General features: G+C 69.5%; 13 protein-coding genes. 9 read left to right on the top strand and 4 right to left on the bottom strand.

Annotation, left to right across the window (positions count from 1 at the left end):
- Positions 1-48 precede the first annotated feature (48 nt).
- Genes ACWCPW_RS22350 through ACWCPW_RS22375 form a run of 6 tightly spaced genes read left to right on the top strand, consistent with a single transcriptional unit; the run spans position 49 to position 7,172 of the window.
- A complete protein-coding gene (locus ACWCPW_RS22350; protein ID WP_449763348.1) occupies positions 49-909 on the top strand; it encodes a TauD/TfdA family dioxygenase in 861 nt (286 codons plus the stop codon).
- A complete protein-coding gene (locus ACWCPW_RS22355) occupies positions 906-2,120 on the top strand; it encodes an NAD/NADP octopine/nopaline dehydrogenase family protein (protein ID WP_449763349.1) in 1,215 nt (404 codons plus the stop codon). Before ACWCPW_RS22350 ends, ACWCPW_RS22355 begins: the two co-directional genes overlap by 4 nt.
- Entirely contained in the window at positions 2,117-3,694 is a 1,578-nt protein-coding gene (locus ACWCPW_RS22360; protein ID WP_449763350.1) for a condensation domain-containing protein, read from the top strand. Before ACWCPW_RS22355 ends, ACWCPW_RS22360 begins: the two co-directional genes overlap by 4 nt.
- Positions 3,691-4,458: a hypothetical protein gene (locus ACWCPW_RS22365; protein ID WP_449763351.1), complete on the top strand. Its 768-nt coding sequence runs from the start codon at positions 3,691-3,693 to the stop codon at positions 4,456-4,458. The genes ACWCPW_RS22360 and ACWCPW_RS22365 overlap by 4 nt, the downstream gene beginning before the upstream one ends.
- Complete coding sequence (locus ACWCPW_RS22370) at positions 4,455-6,041, top strand: flavin monoamine oxidase family protein (RefSeq protein ID WP_449763352.1); 1,587 nt, start codon at positions 4,455-4,457, stop codon at positions 6,039-6,041. The genes ACWCPW_RS22365 and ACWCPW_RS22370 overlap by 4 nt, the downstream gene beginning before the upstream one ends.
- A 27-nt stretch (positions 6,042-6,068) precedes the next feature.
- On the top strand, positions 6,069-7,172 hold the full coding sequence (locus ACWCPW_RS22375) for an NAD(P)-dependent oxidoreductase (RefSeq protein ID WP_449763353.1): 1,104 nt from the start codon (positions 6,069-6,071) through the stop codon (positions 7,170-7,172).
- Positions 7,173-7,234: 62 nt separating this feature from the next.
- On the opposite strand, the gene ACWCPW_RS22380 is transcribed toward ACWCPW_RS22375, so the two are convergent.
- Positions 7,235-8,290, bottom strand: a complete 1,056-nt coding sequence (locus tag ACWCPW_RS22380) for a glycosyltransferase family 4 protein (RefSeq protein WP_449763354.1) — start codon at positions 8,288-8,290, stop codon at positions 7,235-7,237.
- Between the two features lie 113 nt (positions 8,291-8,403).
- Between ACWCPW_RS22380 and ACWCPW_RS22385 the strand changes: the two genes are divergently transcribed.
- Both ACWCPW_RS22385 and ACWCPW_RS22390 read left to right on the top strand, forming a co-directional pair.
- Entirely contained in the window at positions 8,404-10,095 is a 1,692-nt protein-coding gene (locus tag ACWCPW_RS22385) for an ABC transporter transmembrane domain-containing protein (RefSeq protein ID WP_449763355.1), read from the top strand.
- Positions 10,095-11,942: an ABC transporter ATP-binding protein gene (locus ACWCPW_RS22390; RefSeq protein WP_449763356.1), complete on the top strand. Its 1,848-nt coding sequence runs from the start codon at positions 10,095-10,097 to the stop codon at positions 11,940-11,942. The genes ACWCPW_RS22385 and ACWCPW_RS22390 overlap by 1 nt, the downstream gene beginning before the upstream one ends.
- A gap of 37 nt (positions 11,943-11,979) precedes the next feature.
- Here the strand turns inward: ACWCPW_RS22390 and ACWCPW_RS22395 are convergent, their stop codons facing one another.
- The 3 genes from ACWCPW_RS22395 to ACWCPW_RS22405 form a co-directional block, all read right to left on the bottom strand.
- A complete protein-coding gene (locus ACWCPW_RS22395) occupies positions 11,980-13,521 on the bottom strand; it encodes a pyridoxal phosphate-dependent decarboxylase family protein (RefSeq protein WP_449763357.1) in 1,542 nt (513 codons plus the stop codon).
- A 77-nt stretch (positions 13,522-13,598) separates the two neighbouring features.
- The gene (locus ACWCPW_RS22400) at positions 13,599-15,173 is read right to left on the bottom strand and encodes an FAD-dependent oxidoreductase (RefSeq protein WP_449763358.1); all 1,575 of its coding nucleotides are present in this window, start codon (positions 15,171-15,173) and stop codon (positions 13,599-13,601) included.
- A gap of 450 nt (positions 15,174-15,623) precedes the next feature.
- On the bottom strand, positions 15,624-17,270 hold the full coding sequence (locus ACWCPW_RS22405) for an NPCBM/NEW2 domain-containing protein (protein ID WP_449763366.1): 1,647 nt from the start codon (positions 17,268-17,270) through the stop codon (positions 15,624-15,626).
- A gap of 689 nt (positions 17,271-17,959) precedes the next feature.
- Between ACWCPW_RS22405 and ACWCPW_RS22410 the strand changes: the two genes are divergently transcribed.
- Positions 17,960-18,163: a TerD family protein gene (locus ACWCPW_RS22410; protein ID WP_449763367.1), complete on the top strand. Its 204-nt coding sequence runs from the start codon at positions 17,960-17,962 to the stop codon at positions 18,161-18,163.
- Positions 18,164-18,374 lie beyond the last annotated feature (211 nt).

Consider the following 18,374-nt stretch of genomic DNA (forward strand, 5'->3'; position numbering starts at 1 on the left):
CGGACGTTGACGTTGACCACGGCTCGACGGGATGCATTGGATCGGGCGGTGCGTGCCGTCCGTCGATCATGCCCGGGTGAGTCGGAATACCGGTACCTGGCACGGATACGGGAGACGGGTGCGCCGGGGCGGCTCGATCCGCTGAGCGAGAGCTTCGGGTCCGGCGCGGACACACCTCTCCTGCTCCAAGGGCTGCCCTCCTACCCCGACATACAGGACAGCAAGGTCCTCGCGTTGGTGGTCGGGGAGTCCCTGGGGGCCTGTGTCGCCTACAGCGACTACAACCAGTCCTATCTGACCGACATCTCGCCGTCGACGGGATCCCGCGAAAGCAGCGCGGGCACGTCATTGCTGGGAATGCACAACGACTTCCCCTTCATCGACGACCTCAGCAGACCACGCGTCCTGGTGCTCCTGGCACACCGGGCGCAGGGCGTCGTGCCCAAGACGCTGCTCGCCCCGTCCGCCGAGATCATCGCGGGTCTGTCCGACGCGACCCGCCGCATACTCGCGCGCGAGCACTTCGAGGCTCGGGTCGGCGGCAAGCTCGCCTGGCGCAGGGAACAGGTGTACCGCTTCGCACTGCTGGAAGGCGGTACGACACGGGTCAGGTTCCATTTCGACGCCATCACCCCCACGAGGGGACTGAGCCCGCAGGAGCACGAGGACGCGGCATCGGCGCTGGCGGAACTGCGCGTGGTGGCGTTGGAGATCGGTCGCCGGCGAGGTCACCGGATTCGGGAAGGCGAGGCATTGATCATTCCGAACGACCACTGCCTGCACGGTCGAGAGGAGATGCGGCGGGAGGCCTGCGACAGGCTGCTCCTGCGGGCCTACGTCGTCCCGGAGGAGATCGTCGCGATCCACGGCAGCTCGATGCTCGCCCTGAGCGGCGTGGTCGCACGGTGAGCCCACTGATCACGATCATCGGTGGTGGTCATGTGGGTGTCACGCTGCTCGCCGAGTTCACGCGGACGACGGGCGCGCACGGTCTCCACCCCGTTCTGCTCTACCGGCGAGCCGACCCTGTCGAGTCAAAGGCACGGATCGCGCCCCTACGGCGGCCCGTCTCGTTCGAATTATTGCCCGGCGGCGAACGGGACACCGTGTGCTTCACGTCCGATCAGTTCGCCACGCTGAACAGCCCCCGGGGCAGGGAATCCCTGGCGCGGGCACGGATCATCGTGGTCACCGTGCCGGACATCCCGCGGGCGCGGATCGAACTGATGGACCTGCTGCTGCGGGAGGTCCCCCTGGCGGGCAAGATCATCGTCCTGGTCCGGGCCGGTCAAGCCGGTCAGCCGTACGTCGCCGAACTCGTCCGCACGCGCCGGGAATTGCGGGACACGGCCTTGGTGCTCGTCGAGGACTCCTTCCACGGCACCCGGGTGACGAACGGCGAGATCTCCTGCAAACGCAAGCTGGAGGTCAACGTGGCGGTCTATGCGGCCGACCCCGAGGGGATCGTCCAGGAACTCAGGCGGCTGTTCCCGTCCGGTGCAAAGATCGGCCGGCCCTCCTGGCCGGATCTGATCCTGCGTGACGGCATCGAGCTGATCTTCGATCCGCTGGGCTACATCATTCACGCCGGAGTGGCCCTGCACCCGGAGAACCTGCGACGGACGCGCGAAGGAACCACCTACGCCCACTACACGGAGGGGATCGACCGGGCGCTCGCGGCGCGTCTGGACCGGGTGGATCGGGAACGGGTCGAGCTGGCCCGGGCGTACGGAGTCAAGACGGAGACGTTCCCGCACATCATTCAGCGCCAATACGGCCTGCCGGTACTCGACGACTTCTTCGAGATGATGCAATCCTGCAGCTCCATCTACCGCTCCCGCTCCTGCGGCTCCCTCGCGGAACTCGTCCGCTCACGGATGATCCAGGAGGACATTCCGCCGGTTCATACGATGAGCCGGCTGGCCGACATCTCCGGCACGGACCTGCCCGGTACGCGCGAACACACCGCGGAACTGGGCCGGGCACTGGGCACACTGGGCCTTCGGCTCGACGATTTCACGGGCTATCTCCCGGTGCTCGAACGGATCCCGGCGGACCCCGGTCATCTGATCCAACTGCTCAACGATCCGCGCTCGTTCCCCCGGGAGGTCGGCGCATGACCGGCCGGACCGGCGCACCGGCACGGGACGCCCTCACCGAAGCCTGGTGCTTCTGCCTGAACGTGGAGCGCGTGCGGCCCGAGGACCGCTTCTTCGATCAGGGCGGGGACTCCATCGCCGCGCTCCGCCTGATCAGCCGGCTTCGTGAGCACGGATGGTCGCTGGCCCTCAAGGACGTCTACCGTGCGCCCCGATTCGAAGAGCTCCTGGGGATCGTCCGCCCGGCCACCGCACGGACGGGTCCCGCGACCGGGAATCGACGGCTGCGGCTGTCGCCGATGCAGCAACGGACGCTGCGGCTCGATCGTGTCAATCCCCACCACCACAACGACGACGCCATGTTCGCCCTCCCCCACGATCTGCCCGCGGACCGGGTCGTCCAGGCGATCCAGCGGGTTCTCGACCACCATCCGGTGCTCGGGTCGCGGTTCGAACTCCAGGCGCGGCCGCCGTACCAGGAGGTGAGCCGGCCGGCGCGGGCCGACACCGCGACGGAGATCGTTTTGGTGCGGCAGGGTGACCACGAGAGCGTGCGGGTGATCGCCGATCGCGCCCAGCGCTCGCTGGATCTCGCCGCCGGGCGGCTCACCGCGTTCCGGATCCTCGCGCACCACGACCGGCCCTGGGCGCTCGTCGTGGTGATCCACCATCTGGTCTGCGACGCCGTCGGTTGGGGAGTGTTGATCTCGGACTTCCGCGCGGCACTGGAAGCCGTCCGGTCCGGACGCTCCCCGAGTCCGACGCCCACGACGGACTACGCGGTGTGGTCCACGTACCTGTGCCGCTACGCCGCCGGCCCGTGGGATCCCGCCGTCGTGGACTACTGGCGCGGGCGGCCCTGGAGTTCGGCAGAGAGCCTGCCGCTGCGTGAGGACAGGGGGCCTCGGCCCTTGAGCGAGCTTCTTTCGCGCCGCTCGGAACTGCCCCTGGACGGGCTCGCCGTCGGTTTCCGTCGGTTGTCGGCGAGCCACGGCAGCGAGCCGATCATCCTGGGCGCGCTCAACCACGCGCTCTCCCGGGTGTTCAAGGTCTCGGCTCCGCTGGTCGATGTCGTCGTCAACGGTCGTGACCAGTTCGCGGAGGGCCCGGATGTGAGCCGTACCGTGGGCTGGATCTCGGAGATCGTGCCCACGGTCACGTGCGTGGACGGCGAGGCCGATCCCGTCGAGGTCGTCCGGACGACCGCGGCCCAGACGGCCGCTCTCCCAGGTCCGAGGATCTCCTTCGGGGCCCTGCGCTACCTGGCCGATGATGTCGGGCTCCGCGACGAGTTCGCCCGCTTCCCGGAGCCGAGGGTCTATCTGAACTATCGCGGAACAGCCGAACAGGTGATCACCGAGACCGAGTTCCCCGAACTGTTCGGCTACGACCTCGGCAACGCCCAATGCCCGGACGAGGCGCAGCCCTATGTCCTCAGGATCGTGTGCGACATGCAGGGGGAAAGCCTGATCGCCAAGTGGCGCCACTGTCCCGACGCGATCACCACCGAGACGATGGACGGCCTGATCGGGGCCTTCGAAGAAGCCGTCCGGGTGGTCTCGCGCCACTGGATGCCCGCGGAGGCGGACCTGTGACCGTTCAGATCCTGATGTTCGACTTCAACGGTACGGAAGAAGAGGGAAGCCTGGAACCGGTCCGGGATCGCGTCGCGGGCCTGCGCTGCGTGCGGCTCGATCCCCTCGAGTTGGCGCCCCCCGCCGAGTACACCGATCTGGCCGCGCGCGCCGGGAACGCGATCCGCGACGGGCGTCCGGACCCCGGCGAGCCCGTCGCGGTTCTCGCGCTGTGCACGGCCGCGCCGCTGGCAGTCGCGACGTCGCGACGCCTGACCGAGAGCGGATACGACGTCCCGCTCGTCCAGCTCTTCCGCCCGGAGATCACCACCGCCGGGCACATCCGGGAGACCTATGGCGACCTCGCCGGCCGGCTCGGGGCCGACGCGGCCGAGGCTTCGCTTGTCGTCGACCGGATCCTGGCGGAGCATTCCGACCCTCGGTCGCGGTTGGCGGCGCTCGGGGCGGGCCTTCGTGAGCTGGGCGAGAGCTGGGCGGAACGCCAGGGCTTCGACCGGTTCGACCGGGAGTTGTTCCTGGGTGACCTGCTGGAGCGGTACGACGCCTGGCTGAACCACCTGCTGAGCGGGATGCTGTTCGAGTTGCCGGCCGTCTCGCACGGCAGGGTCGAGCTGTACCGCACACGATCGGGGGAGGCGACCGACGCCTTCCCGGCAGGAGAACATACCGAGATTCTCCGGTTCGAGGGCGACGACGGGGCAAAGGGCTGGGCCGCCCTGCTCGATCGCGCCGCGTGCTCCCTGAGCGCGCTGGGGCGGCCATGACGCGCCGTGAACTCCTCACCGCGGTGGGCACGCACGCGGGTCCGGACCTGCTCGGGCAGACCCTGGACGTCCTCGACCTGCCCGGCACCGGGGGCCGCCGCGACCGCCCGGCCTACCGGGCGCCCGACCGCCGCGACTTCGCCGCGACCGGGCGCGGGCCCGGACGGGTCGTCGTCGTCGGCGCTGGCATCGCCGGTCTCGCGGCGGCCTACGAACTCGGCAAGGCCGGCCATCGCTGCACGGTCGTCGAGGCGAAGCCGAGGCCGGGAGGCCGGGTCTGGACCGTCCGCGACGGCGACACCGAGCAGGAACTGGGCGCCGACCCGCAGCGGGCGGACTTCTCCGCCGGCCAGCGCTTCGAGGCGGGTGCGGCCCGTATCACCCAGTCGATGGTGACCATCGAATACTGCCGCGAGTTCGGGATCCGGCTGGAGCCGTTCATCAGCCGGAACGCCAACGCCTACGTCTACCACGAGCATCCGGCGGGAACGCCGGCGAAAGCCGTCCGCCAACGAGCGGTTCAGAGCGACACCTACGGTCATCTCGCCGAACTCCTGTCCTCCTGTGTCGAGCGGGAGGTCCTGGACGCCGAACTGACCGACGGCGACAAGCAGGCGCTCCTGGAGTTCCTGGCCGACTTCGGCGACCTGGATCCGTCCGGCGGCCGTGCCGTCTACCGCGGTTCGACCCGCCGCGGCCTGGAGCGAGGCTGGGGAGCCGCCGATCACGACGCGCGGCCGCTGCTTCCGCCGGCGACCCTGTCGGAGGTGTTCTCCCGGGGGCTCGGACAATACGTGGCACTCGACCTGGACCACGAGAAGAGCCTGATGCTCCTCCAACCGGCCGATGGAATGGACGCGCTGGTGGACGCGCTGGTGCAGGCGGTCGGTCGCCGGAACGTCATCCTGAACGCACCGGTCACCGACATCGTCACCCGCGATACCGGGGTTTCGGTCACCTGTCGCACCGAATCCGGCCGGTCGCGCGAGCTGCACGCGGACTTCTGTGTCGTGACCGTGCAGCCGCATCTGATGGCCGACGTTCGGCACAATCTCGGTGCCGAGGTGTCGGCGGCGCTGGCCTTTCCCGTGGCGCGTCCGGCGGTGAAGACGGGCGTCGAGTACGCGGACCGGTGGTGGGAGAGGGACGAGGCCGTCTACGGCGGCGTCACGCACACCAATCTCGACGTCCAGCGGATCTGGTACCCGTCCCACGGCTTCCACTCCCGATCGGGTGTGCTGGTCGGGTATTCGCTGAAGGACTCCGCGACGGAATTGGGCGGGTTGCGCCCCGCCGACCGGCTCGCCCGTACGTCCGAGGCGGTGGCCAAGGTGCACGGTCGCAGGCACGAGCCCGTCATCGGATCGTTCTCGGTCGCCTGGCAGCGGATACCGCACATCAAGGGTGCCTGGGTCATCTGGCCGTCCTACGACACCGGGGAATACGACCTGCTGTGTCGGCCCGCGGGCCGTGTCCACTTCGCCGGGGACTGGCTCAGCCACCTCACCGCCTGGCAGGCGGGGGCCTTCGAGTCCGCCCGGCACGTTGCGACCGCCGTCCATCGGCGGACCCTGACCGCCTGAACACCTCCGGAACGGAAGGCACTCGACATGTCCCCTGAAGCAGCCGCGCGGATCCTGATCCTGGACTCGGCGCCCGATGAGTTCCTCGCGGACGAACTGGATCCGCTGCTGCGCGCGGGCTTCGAGGTGACCCTCAACCTGTGGCGGCTGGCCGACCGGGAGGAGGCCCGCGGACGGTGGGCGGGCCGGATCGGCTTCGTCGACGTCGACGGGTTCGACGAGGGGCGGGTCGTCGATGCCGTCGTCGGGGACGGCATCGGCTTCGATGTGATCAAGTCCAGGGCGAACCTGCCGCTGCGGGAGTCGCTCCTGCGGGCCGCGACCGGTCCGGGGCCGGAGCGGCGGCTTCGGGTGATCGGGCAGGTGGGGGCCGGTACCGACAACATCGACAAGCGCGTCGCCGGGGAGAGGGGCGTCGTGGTGACCCATACACCGGGATTGAATGCCGCCGCCGTCGCGGAGCACGCCCTGGCCATGGTCCTCGCGCTGACCAGGAACCTCGTCGCGCTCGACCGGGAGGCCCATCGGGGTCGCTGGCGTTCCGGCCGGATGCCCTTCCCACCGGAACTGGCCGATCTGACACTGGGCATCGTCGGACCGGGCCGGAGCGGGACGGAACTCGCGTGGCGTGCCCGGGCGCTCGGCATGGGCGTCACCGCCTTCGGATCACCGCGGTTCACCCCCGCCATGGCGCGGGAGGCCGGCATGGGGTTCGCGGCCTCGCTCGACGAACTGCTCGCCGGCGCCGATGTGATCTCGCTGCACTGCCCGCTGTCCGAGGCGACGAGAGGTCTGATCGGGGACCGGGAACTGGGGTTGATGCGGCCGGGGGCGATCCTGGTCAACGTCGGCCGTGGCGGCGTCGTCGACGAGGAGGCGTTGGCGCGGGCGCTCCGCGACGACAAGGCACCCCCGGCGGCTGCCGCGATCGACGTCTTCGCCCTCGAACACGGCCGGTTCGCCTCACCACTGACAGGTCTTCCCAACGCGATGCTCACGCCCCATGTCGCGGGCATGACCGGCACCGCGATCAGACGAGCGGCACGCACCCTCTCGGAGAACATCGTCGCGCTGATCGCGGGCCGTCCGGAGGGTGTCCCGGTGGCCGGGGCGGACGGAGGACGAGGATGACGAGGGGGTGCGCTCCCACCCCTCGGACCGCCAGGACGCCGTTCGCGAGTGGAAGTCCCGGCTCAGCCGCGCCGGGCGAGCACCGTCTCGTAGAGCCGCTCGTATCTTTCGATCATGAGGGTGTGCGAGAAGCGCTCGGCGGCCGCGCGTCTGCAGGCGGCGGGGTCGATCTCCGTGGTTCGCCGGATCAGCGGCCCGAGCCCCGCGGGGTCGTCGCTGAGGAATCCGGTGACGCCGGGTTCGACGATCTCCGCCGTGGCTCCGCGGCGCAGCCCGACCACGGGAGTGCCGCAGGCGAGCGACTCGACCGCGGTCAAGCCGAACGGCTCGTTCCAATTCGTCGGGACGACGGTGCATTTGGCGCGCGCGTAGAGCGCGACCTTGGTGGCGAAATCCGCCTCGCCGACCAGTTCGACGTCCGGCCCGAGGAGCGGCCTCACGATATCCTCGAAATACCGGTGCTCCTTTTCCGTGGCGACCTCCTTGGACGCCACGACGAGCCGATGCCCGGACTCCCGGGCCGCAGTGATGGCCAGATCAAGACCTTTGATGCGGGACATTCTTCCGATGAAGAAGACATAGTCGTCCTTGTCGCTCCGATAGGGGAATCGTTCCACTTCGATCCCGTTGTGGATCATTTCGGTGAACGAGATTCCCGGTGCGGACCCGCGCTGGGACTCACTGATCGCCACCAGGTCGATACGGTCGTCGACCGTCTCGTAGATGGGGCCGTACCACTTCGAGGTGGGTGGTGCGTGCATGGTGTGGACAACGGGTTTCAAGCGGGCCGCGACGGAGCCGAGGGCGATACCGATCGCATCGCTGTGGTCGTGGATCACATCGAATTCGTCGAGTTCGCCGTAGGCCTTCAATACGTGCATGAGCTCCAGCATCGGATCATCCCCCCGCCCGGAGTCGAGAAGGGCCTGTGGATAGTGACTCCTCAATTCGGCGGCGGTGACGGAGTCGCCGGACGCGTAAAGGGTCACCTTGTGGCCGCGTTGTGTGAGGCCGTCCGCGAGAACACAGGCAAGGGCCTCGACCGCACCGTATCGGCGCGGCGGAGTTCTCAGCCACGCGGGAGAAAGCAGCGCGATTCTCAAGCGGTCGGATTTCATGCGGAACTCCACTCGATCTTTATTTCGGTGCGCTTTTTTGGAAGTTATGGCACGACTCTCGGGATTGTCAACATGTCACATGTGAAACCGCACTCGTCGACACAGGGAGAGCCATGGCCGCCGTGTACGGCCTGAGGCCGGATGTCCGGTCCACCGGTCACCTGGTGCGCGGGCTGCTGCGGGAACATCGCCGGGCCATCGCCGCGGGCATCCTGCTCGGAATCTGCGGGACGGTGGTGACCGCGAGCGTTCCCGTGGTGATCGGGCGAGCGGTCGACGACCGGGTCGAATCCGGAGACTCGGGCCGACTCTGGCTCTGGGGAATCGCCGTCCTGCTGCTGGGAATCGCCCAGGTGGGCCTCGGCGTCGTGCGTCATCGCAAGACCGTGACCGCGTGGCTGAGCGGGCTCTATCGGACCGTGGGCATCCTCGTCGAGCACGCCGTCCGTGCGGGTGCGGAGCTGCCTCGCCGGGTGAGCGCCGCGGAGGCGGTGGCCGTCGGCATCGGTGACGCCAATTTCATCGCGGGCATGGTCGAGATGACCATGGTCGGCGGAGCCGCCGCGATAGGACTGCTGGTCGTGTCCGCCTTCATGGTCTGGGTCGACCCGGTGCTGGGGTCGCTCGTGCTCGTCGGCGTCCCGGTGATCGCCCTGATCACGGCGCGGCTGCTGAGGCCGCTCCACCGCAGCCAGGCCGAGACGCGCGCCCGGCGCGCCGAGACGTTGGTGAAGATCCTCGACATCATCCAGGGCCTGCGGGTGCTGCGGAGCATCGGGGGCGGACGGGGGATTCACGCTGCCTTCCTCGAGTCGTCCGCGGCCGCGCGGGACGCCGCGGTCCGCCTGTCCCGGTACACCGCGCTGCTCGGCGCGATCGGAGTGCTGCTCCCCGGCGTCCTGATCGCACTGGTTGTCTGGGTCGGACTCGGGCGCGTCCGCTCGGGAGCCTTGACGCCGGGCGAGCTGATCACGTTCTACGCCTTCGCCGCCTACCTGGGACAGCCGCTGCGAACGCTGATCGACGCCGTGGACAAGTACAGCAAGGGGCTGGTCGCGGCGCGCCGGATGCTCCACATCCTGCGGGTGGAGCCGTTCGCGCCGAGCCCGCGGCTCCACTCGCCCGCGGTCCCGGGCGAAGAGGTGCTCGTGGACCGCGAGTCGGGGGTGGCCGTCCGGCGGGGAGAGCTGGTCGCCGTCGCCGCGTCCGATCCGGCAGAGGCGGCCGACGCCGCGAGCCGGCTCGGTGGATTCGCGGAGGGACAGGTCCTCTTCTCCGGGACTCCGCTCGCGGATCACCCCCGTAAGCGGATTCGCGAGTGCGTTCTCCTCGGCGACAACGACGCGATGGTCTTCAGCGGCATCCTGCGCGAGCAGCTCGCACCGCGGGACGCCGAAGCGTCGCGGATCACCGCCGCTCTCGCCGCGTCGGCCGCGGGCGAGATCGTCGAGGCCCTGCCCGACGGGCTCGCCACCGAGATGATCGACCCCGCGCGCGAGTTCTCGGGCGGCCAACTGCAGCGGCTGCGGCTCGCGCGCTGCCTGCTCGCCGACCCACCGATCCTGGTCCTGTCCGACCCGACGAGCGCTGTCGACGCGCATACCGAGGCCCTCATGGGCGAGGGCCTGAAGAGGGCCAGGTCGGGCCGGACGACCGTGGTTTTCACGACCAGCGCCCTGCTGCTCGCACAGGCGGATCGGGTCCAGTTCCTCGATCGCGGCCGGGTCCGCGCCGAAGGCCCGCACCGCGACCTCCTGAACCGCTCGGACGACTATCGGCGCCTGGTCATGCGGGGGATGGGCTGATGGGAGCCGAGGTACTGCCGGTCGCGTCGATCGGCCAAGTGATCGGATTCGTCCGCGGCCTGCTGCGGGAGAACAGGGGCGAACTGTTCGCCGTGGTGGCCGCGCACACCCTGGCCGCGGCTTGCGGGCTCGCGGTGCCCTACTTCCTCGGCGATCTCGCGCAGGGGGCCGCGGACGGGGACGCCGATCCGGGGACGGCACTGCTGGTCATCGGCGTTCTGTTCACGGCACAGAGCGCCATGACGTGGATCGCCCTCCATCTCTCCGCCCGCCTTGCCGAGCGACTGCTCGCGCGCATCAGAGAGGACTTCGCCGCCGCGATCTTTCGAATACCCCTCGCCCTCGCCGAGCGGGCGGGGATCGGGGAACTCGTCGCGCGCAGCACCCGCGACATCAGCGCGCTCAACGGAACCTTCCGCCAAGCCGCGCCCAGCATCTTCACCGCCGTCGTCACCTGCGCGCTCACGCTGGGGGCGCTGGCCCTGCTGGGACCGGTGCTCATGGTCCCGTGTCTGCTGGCCTTCCCACTGCTGTGGTTCCCGACCCGGTGGTACCTCCGGCGAGCTCCGGCGGGCTACCTGCGGGAGAACGCCTCCTACGCGGGCATCGTCACGGGGCTGAGCGAAAGCGTCCAGGGAGCGCGGACCACCGAGGCACTGCGCCTGGAGCAGGCCCGCCTGGACCGGACCCGAGAGGACCTGTCGCGCTCCGCCGAGGCGGAGCGCCACACCCTGTTCCTGCGTTCGGTGTGGTTCCCCTTCGTGGGCGCGGCCTGGGTCGTGCCCACCGCGGCGACCCTGGTCATCGGCGGATACCTGTACGCCAACGGCTCGGCGACGCTGGCGCAGACCACCGCGGCCGCACTCTACGTTCAGCAACTCTCCGATCCCATGGACCGTTTGACGACCTGGACCAACCAGCTTCAGGCCGGTGCGGCTTCGCTGGCCCGGCTGCTCGGCGTCACCCGGTGGAGCGGACCGCGGAAGGCCGCCGAGGTGCCGTCCGCCGGTGTCCCCGTCCACGGCGGAACGGGAGGCCGGGTCGTCGTCGACGGAGTGGACTTCGCCTACCGGGACGGGCAGCGGGTACTGCGGGACATCTCCCTCGACGTCGCGCCAGGGGAGCGCCTGGCACTGGTCGGCGCATCGGGAGCCGGCAAATCGACCCTGGGCCTGCTGCTGGTCGGCGCACACGTCCCTCGGGCCGGGACGGTCACCATCGACGGAACCGCGGTCGGCACCCTGAACGCACAAGAACTCGGACGGACGGTATCGCTGGTCGCACAGTCCTCCCACGTCTTCGACGGGACACTGCGCGACAACCTGACCGTGGCCGGGGGCGGCACGAGGGACGCCGAACTCCACGCGGCGCTGGCCGCGGTCGGCGCCTCATGGGTGGAAGACCTGAGCCGGGGGCTCGACACCGTCGTCGGTTCCGGACCGGAGGCGCTGACCCCGGGCAGGGCACAACAGGTGGCACTGGCTCGGATCATTCTCGCGGACCCGAAGGTGTTGGTCCTCGACGAAGCGACCTCGTGCTTCGACCCGGTTGCCGCGAGCCGGCTCGAACATTCGCTGTCGGCGGCTCTGGAAGGCCGCACGGTCATCTACATCGCGCACCGGTTGCACACCGCGCGGGACGCCGACCGCGTCGCACTGCTGGCGGACGGCCGGGTGGTGGAGTCGGGCAGCCACGCCGAACTCCTCGCGACCGGTGGAGCCTACGCCGCGTTGTGGACGACCTGGCAAGGCGGGAGCGGCTCCGCTCAACCGGAGATCGTCGTGCCCCCCGAACGCGCCGAGCACCCCGAGCACCCCGAATCTCACCGGGAGGATCTCGTTCAATAGGACCCGTGCGGCGTCCCGGGGCTCGACATGGTCGCGGTCACACCGGTGCTTGCGCCGACCCGGCGGCCTGCCGGGTCACGGCCCAACGGATGTCCTCGAGGAGGCGGTCGACGACTGTGCGATCGGTGCGCGGATGGAGGATGCAGGCGCGCACGACCAGACCGACGCCCGGGAGTTCCGTGGTGGTCAGGTAGGTGTTCTTGCGGGAGCAGATCAGTTCGCACAGACGGGCGTTCCGCCGGTCCCTGCTTTCCGGTCCGGGGTCGGCGGGGTCGTCGGCGACGGTGAAGGTGACCACCGGCAGGACGGCGGGATGGGCCTGGACCAGGTCGACACCGGGCAGTTTCGCGATGCCTTCGGCGAGATGGTGGGCGAGGTCCATCGTCGCGTCCAGACGTTCCTCGAATGCCCGGATTCCGTGCATCTTCAGGGGGAGCCACGCGGTGAGGCCGCGTATCTCCCGGGAGAGTTCCGGCCCCAGGCCGCAGAAGTCGACGATGTCCTCGTCTTCGGTCAGGCCCGGGAGGTAGGCGGCACCCGGCACTTCGAAGGCGCCCGCGAGACGGCGGCGATCCCGGACCAGGAGTGCGGAGTTGCCGTGCGGGAGGAAGAGGGATTTGTGCGCGTCCACCGCGATCGAATCGGCGCGTTCGATCCCGGCGAGGGCGGCCTTCCCCCGGGCGGTGATGCGGAAGAAGCCACCGAAGCAGGCGTCGACGTGAAACCAGATGTCGTTGGCTTCGCAATAGGCGCCGATGCGGTCCAGGTCGTCGATGGCGCCCGAGTTGGTGGTGCCGGCGGTCGCCACGACACACATCGGGCTCAGTCCGGCCGCGCGGTCGGACTCGATGGTCGCGATGAGCTCGTCGACGTTCAGGGTGTGGCTCGGGGTGGTGGCGATGGTGGTGATCGCTGCCGCCGGCAGGCCGACGGTCCGGGCGGCTTTGGCGATCGAGAAGTGCCCTTCGCCGGAGACGTACATCCTGGGCGTGCGGAGGGTGGCGGAGACGCGCTCGTGGTGTCGGCGCGCGCAGGCGAGGGCCATGAGATTGGCGATGGAGCCGCCGGTGGTGAGGTAGCCGAAGGAACCCTCGCCATATCCGAGCATCGAGCAGTACCAGCGGATGACGTTGCGCTCGATCTGCTGGAAGCCCGGCGCGGCGATCCAGACACCGGCGAACCGGTTCACGGAGCCGGCCACGAAGTCGGCGACGGCGCTTTGGAGCAGGCCGCCGGAGGGGATGTGCGCCATGAACCCGGGATGGGGGTGCATGGTGCCGTTGGTCATCGCCGGCCCGAAGAGCGTGTCCAGGAGCGGTTCGAGGTCCGTGGGTGTCGTGGGGACGTCGTCTTCGCGTAGTTCCTTCGAAATACGCAGGCCGTCGGAGTAGGCCGCGACGTCGAGGGAGTCGTCGACGTAGGAGGCGGGGTAGGCGCCGGCGGCGAGGTCTGTGTGGAACCTCAGCACGTACGCGGACACGGTTTCCAGCAGTTGTCGCGACTGGGCGATCGTGAGGTTGAGCTCGGGCCCCGAGGGGTCGGCCGTGTCCGGAGCCGTGTGATGGGTGGGTTCGGCCATGGATCGTCATCGTCCCTCGTGTCGCGGTCCGGTCGGGGAGTGGCGGGGCAGTGGTGGGGCAGGGCGGGAGGCGACGCCTACGCGCTGTACAACTCGGCGGGTCGCGACGACCGGACGCGACGGCCGAACTCCTCGACGATGCGCTCCGCTTCGGACTCGGCATCGAAGGTGCGGAACAACTCGTACAGCAGCCGCCTGCCCCGGTCGTGTGTGTCCACGACCCGGTCGTAGGGGATCCGGGAGAAGGCGACGCTCTCGTAGAGGCGGGTGAAATCGTGGGGGTGCGCCTCCTGAACCAACCGCTCGACCCGGTTCCGGTGCGCGAAGCCGGCGTCCGTCGTGTCGTCGGCCAACGTATCGAGGTGCGCACGCGAGAGGGCGCTGATGGCGTGGCACGGACCGACGCGTGCGGCGGTGAACTCGGCCACCGTCTCCGGGACGAAGTCCCCCGTGTGACGGCCGCGAACGCGGTCGAGGATGTCGAAGAAGACGTGCGCGTCCTCGAAGCCGCAGTTGATGCCCTGGCCGTAGAACGGAACCATCGTGTGCGCGGCGTCGCCGACCAGGACGGCTCGGCCGTGATGGTAGCGTCCGGCCTCGACAATCCTGAGCGATGCGGGCGGCCGGTGCGGGAAGCGGAGGGCCGATCCCGGGAACAGGCGGGCGACGTCGGGAAATTCGGTTCGGAAGAAGAGTTCCGTGTCCGCCGCCGTGGGCAGGTCTCGGAAGCTCGGAACGGCGAGATCGTCGACGCTCATCGGCAGGAACAGCGACGCCGAGTAGGAGTGGTCGCGGTTCGGCTGGGCGAGCAGCAGGTGGTCGCCTCGGGGCCAGACGTGCAGCCCGGTGGGGAGATCCGGGTCGGCGGCGGACTCGACCAGGACGTCCTGGCCACGTGGGCCGGCGGGCATCCGCAGCTCGATGTATCCGTGCGTGATGTATTCCTGACGGACATCGAGGCGACTGCCGCCACGGGACATCTCGTGGCGGACGACGCTGCCGGCTCCGTCGCACCCCACGAGCAGAGCGGCCCGCGCGCTGACGAGGTGGTCGCCGCCGGCGATGAACACGGCCCGGCCGGCGCGGGCATCGGCGCGTACGCACTCGTGGCCGAAGTGCAGTCGCGCCCCGGCGCGCTCGGCTTCGTCGAGCATCATGTGGTGGACCCGGTGACGGGGGATCGACAGCAGGTGGTGCCCGGGCTCGGAACCGTACGCGTGCGCGGACAGCGTTCCGTCGGCGTGGTGGACGATGCGGTGTCCGCACCGCACGCCCTCGGATTCCAGCATGGACCGGAGTTCGGGTTCGAGGGTGCCGGTCCCGCGCAGGGTGAGGGTCAGGTTGAAGGAGTAGGACCGCGAGGTGCCCGACGCGGGCAGGCGGGGGTCCGGCCCCTTCTCGTAGACGTCCACCTCGAATGCCCGGTCTCTGAGCCGCTTCGCCATGAGACAGCCGATAGGGCCCGCGCCGACGACCATTGCTTTCACAGCGTTCCCTTGATGACGAGCGACCCCGCGAGGAGTCCGGTGGTGTGGGGCCGGTGCGCGACGCGTTCGGCGACGGCGGCGGGCTGTCCCTGACGGGAAGGGGGCTCGCGGGCGTAGGCGCCCTGAGCGTGCGTCGAAGGCGGATGCTGGATGGCACGTGGCCATGACTGGACGTCGGGCTTTCCCCCGGCAAGCACGTGAATAAGGGGAACATGATCTTCCGATTGCTCGTCGTGACCCGCTATCCAGATTGCGCGGAGGGTGGGCCCGGCGCGGTTCGCGCGTGATGGCTCCCGACACCGGACTGCCGGCCGTACGGACACGGCGACGCGCGGTGCTGACGACGGCGCCGCCGGGGGCGACCGGGCCGGCGGGAGCGACCGGGCCGGCGGGGGCGACGCTCGAACAGGCCGGGCTCCGCGGGGATCGTCGCGCCCCCGAACGGATCGCCGCCGGCGACCATGGCGGGCCGGAGGGTTTCCGCGAGGTCCGCACGGGAGCGGGGCACGGGGACGGCCGACTCCCGGAAGGTGCCGAGTCCCTGGCCACGGTGTGCTCACCCGTGGCGCGGGAGCCGTTTCGGAAGCCGGCCGTCCGGGCCGTGCCGGAGAGGGATCAGGCGCAGGTGAGCCTGGGGTTCGCCCAGTCGGCGTGGTCGTGGTCGATGCCGTTGCCGCCGTCGGTGACGGCCAGGGTCAGCGTCCGGCCTCCGGTCAGGTCGGCGGTGAGGGTTCTGGCCGGGTCCGCCGTGGTGAGCACGCCGCTGTCCGCGACCTTGGTGCCGTCTCGGTAGATCCGGAAGGCGACCGAGCCGGTGGTGGCGCTTTCGTCGTCGACGCCGACGTCCACGGTCAGGCCGGTGCAGCGGGTGCCGAGGTGGTAGGTGACGGTGCCGACCGCGTGGGCGCCGAGGCCCTTGGGGTAGACGGTGCCGTTGATGGTCAGGGCCCGGCCGTCGCCGGCCGCTCGTTCACCGTTGCTGCGGTCCTTCTCCACCGGTCCCCAGCCGTTGAGCATGCCCGTCCAGGGGAGGTCGGAGAGCTGGGACGTGCCGGCGGGGGGAAGTGGGGCCGGGCCGGGGGTGATTCGGTAGGCGACGGTGGCGTGGGAGGGTACGGACGCGCTGATCGTGCCGGTGGTGTTGGTGGAGACGACCTTGGTCCACAGGTCCTTGAGCCGGTAGGGGCTGCGGTTGGCGATGCCCAGGGCGTCCGTGCTGGTGGAGATCGTGGCGGCGCTTGCGGTCTCGTTGGTCAGGGAGACGGCCCGGTCGCCGTTGGCCAGTTCCTTGACCATGACCACGAGACCACCGTTGTTCGCGACCACGGTGCCCTGCTTGCCCAGGGGGTCCTGGTCGACGGCGATCATGTCGGGGTTGGCGAGGATCGAGAAGGTCTCGGCGCTCGCCTTGCGCAGATCGGTCCCGATCAGCAGCGGCGCGGACATCATCGACCACAGGGTGAAGTGGGTGCGGTACTCGGCGGTGGTCATGCCGCCGTTGCCCACCTCCAGCATGTCCGGGTCGTTCCAGTGGCCGGGGCCGGCGTAGGGGGCGAGGGGCTGGTTGCGGTGGGCGATGTTGATCATCGAGGACCAGTTGTCCGAGATGTCGCCCGTGGTGCGCCACAGGTGACCGATCGGAGCGGCCCACTCCCATGGCTTGTTCTGGCCCCACTCGCAGAGGGAGAAGACCATGGGGCGGCCGGTGTCGCGCAGGGCGTCGGCCATGTCGGTGTAGCGCTTCTTGGCGTCCACGCCCTGGTTGTTGCAGTTGTCGTACTTGAGGTAGTCGACGCCGAAGGAGGCGAACAGGTTCGCGTCCTGGCGCTCGTGGCCGAGGCCGCCGGGGAATCCGGCGGTGTTGCAGGTCTTGGTGCCGGCGCTGGTGTAGATGCCGAACTTGAGGCCCTTGTCGTGTACGTAGTCGGCGACGGCCTTGATGCCGTGGGGGAAGCGGACCGGGTCGGCGACCAGATTGCCGGCGGCGTCCCGGCTGGGGAGGGCCCAGCAGTCGTCGAGGTTGACGTACTGGTAGCCGGCGGCCTTGAGGCCCTTGGACACGAAGATGTCGGCGATGCTCTTGATCATCGCCTCGTTGAACTCGGCACGGCAGTGGGTCGAGTTCCAGTTGTTGAACCCCATCGGGGGGACCATCGCCTGGCCGTCGGGCGCCGCGCCGGCCGGCGGCGCGGCGGCAACGGATGCGCCGGCCAACGGGGCGGCGACGACGGATGTGCCGGCCAGTGCGGCCGTGCCCACCATCGGGGCCATGAGTGGCAGCGCCGTGAGGGTGGCCGCGAGGCGGCGGGTGAGGGTGGTTCGTACCTTGTGCACGGACGGCTCCAGAGCTCGGGGATTCGAGTGAGCGCAGGTGCAGAGTGGTGCGATGGGTACTTCCGGCCCGTGGAAATCATCATGATCGAACGTATTTCAACGGGAATTGACATTCCATCGGTGTGATGGTGAGCGTGTCAAGAAGGTAAACCGGAGCAATTCATGGCACTTGTCGCGATGTTCGAGGTGCTGTGATGTTGATATGTGTTGGGTTGTTCGAGCCGCGGACCGCGTGGTCGCGGAACCGCCGAGGCACGTGTCCGGAGCAACCGGCCCACTGTGTGGGGCGCTTCCTGCGTGGGCAGCCCGACGGCGTGTTCCCCGGTGCGGGTACGCGACACCGGCATCCGCTCGGCACGATCCCGCGGAGGTGACCGCCGACCGTCCACCGCGGCTCGGACGTCGGACGGGGCAGACCGCCCTCCGGAGCCGGCGTCGCCGATCGACGCGAAGGCGACGGATGCTCGATCGCCGTGGACACGAGGTTGGTCCCGGAAGCGTTTCGGCGACCGTGCGACGCGCGACGGACCGGGCAAGAACTCCGAGTCGCCGGCCCGATCGCAGGACCGGAAGTGCGGGCGGAGATCGCGTCCGAGCCCGACGGCTCCCTCCACGCGATCGTGCGTTCGTTCCGGCTGTCGGCGGACAACGACAAGCAGGCGCTCCTCTACCTTCTTGCCGAAGAGGCGTCAAGTGAGACAGCCATCATCTTTGGAGAACTTGACCGTAACCAGGGGGAGTTGAAGATCTGCACGGTAGGGCAACGGTACGCTTCGGGCCTGCGGGGGATCGCACTCGACTTCGGCGTCAGCGTGCAATGAGTACGTACTGACGGTGTGTGTCAGGGTCGGTCACCCGGTGGGGCCGGCCCTGACGCCTTTCCCGAGCCTCTCGGGCGGGGAGTGGGGGCCGGTCTTCCTGATGACCCACTCTGAGCTGCAATCCCCAGGTAGATAAGGACCTCATCCGTGGTAATCCGTACGTTCGGCTGGTCGTTCGGCGTGACGGCGGCCGGTCTCGCCGTCGCCGCGT

The sequence above is a fragment of the Embleya sp. NPDC001921 genome, from assembly GCF_053594475.1.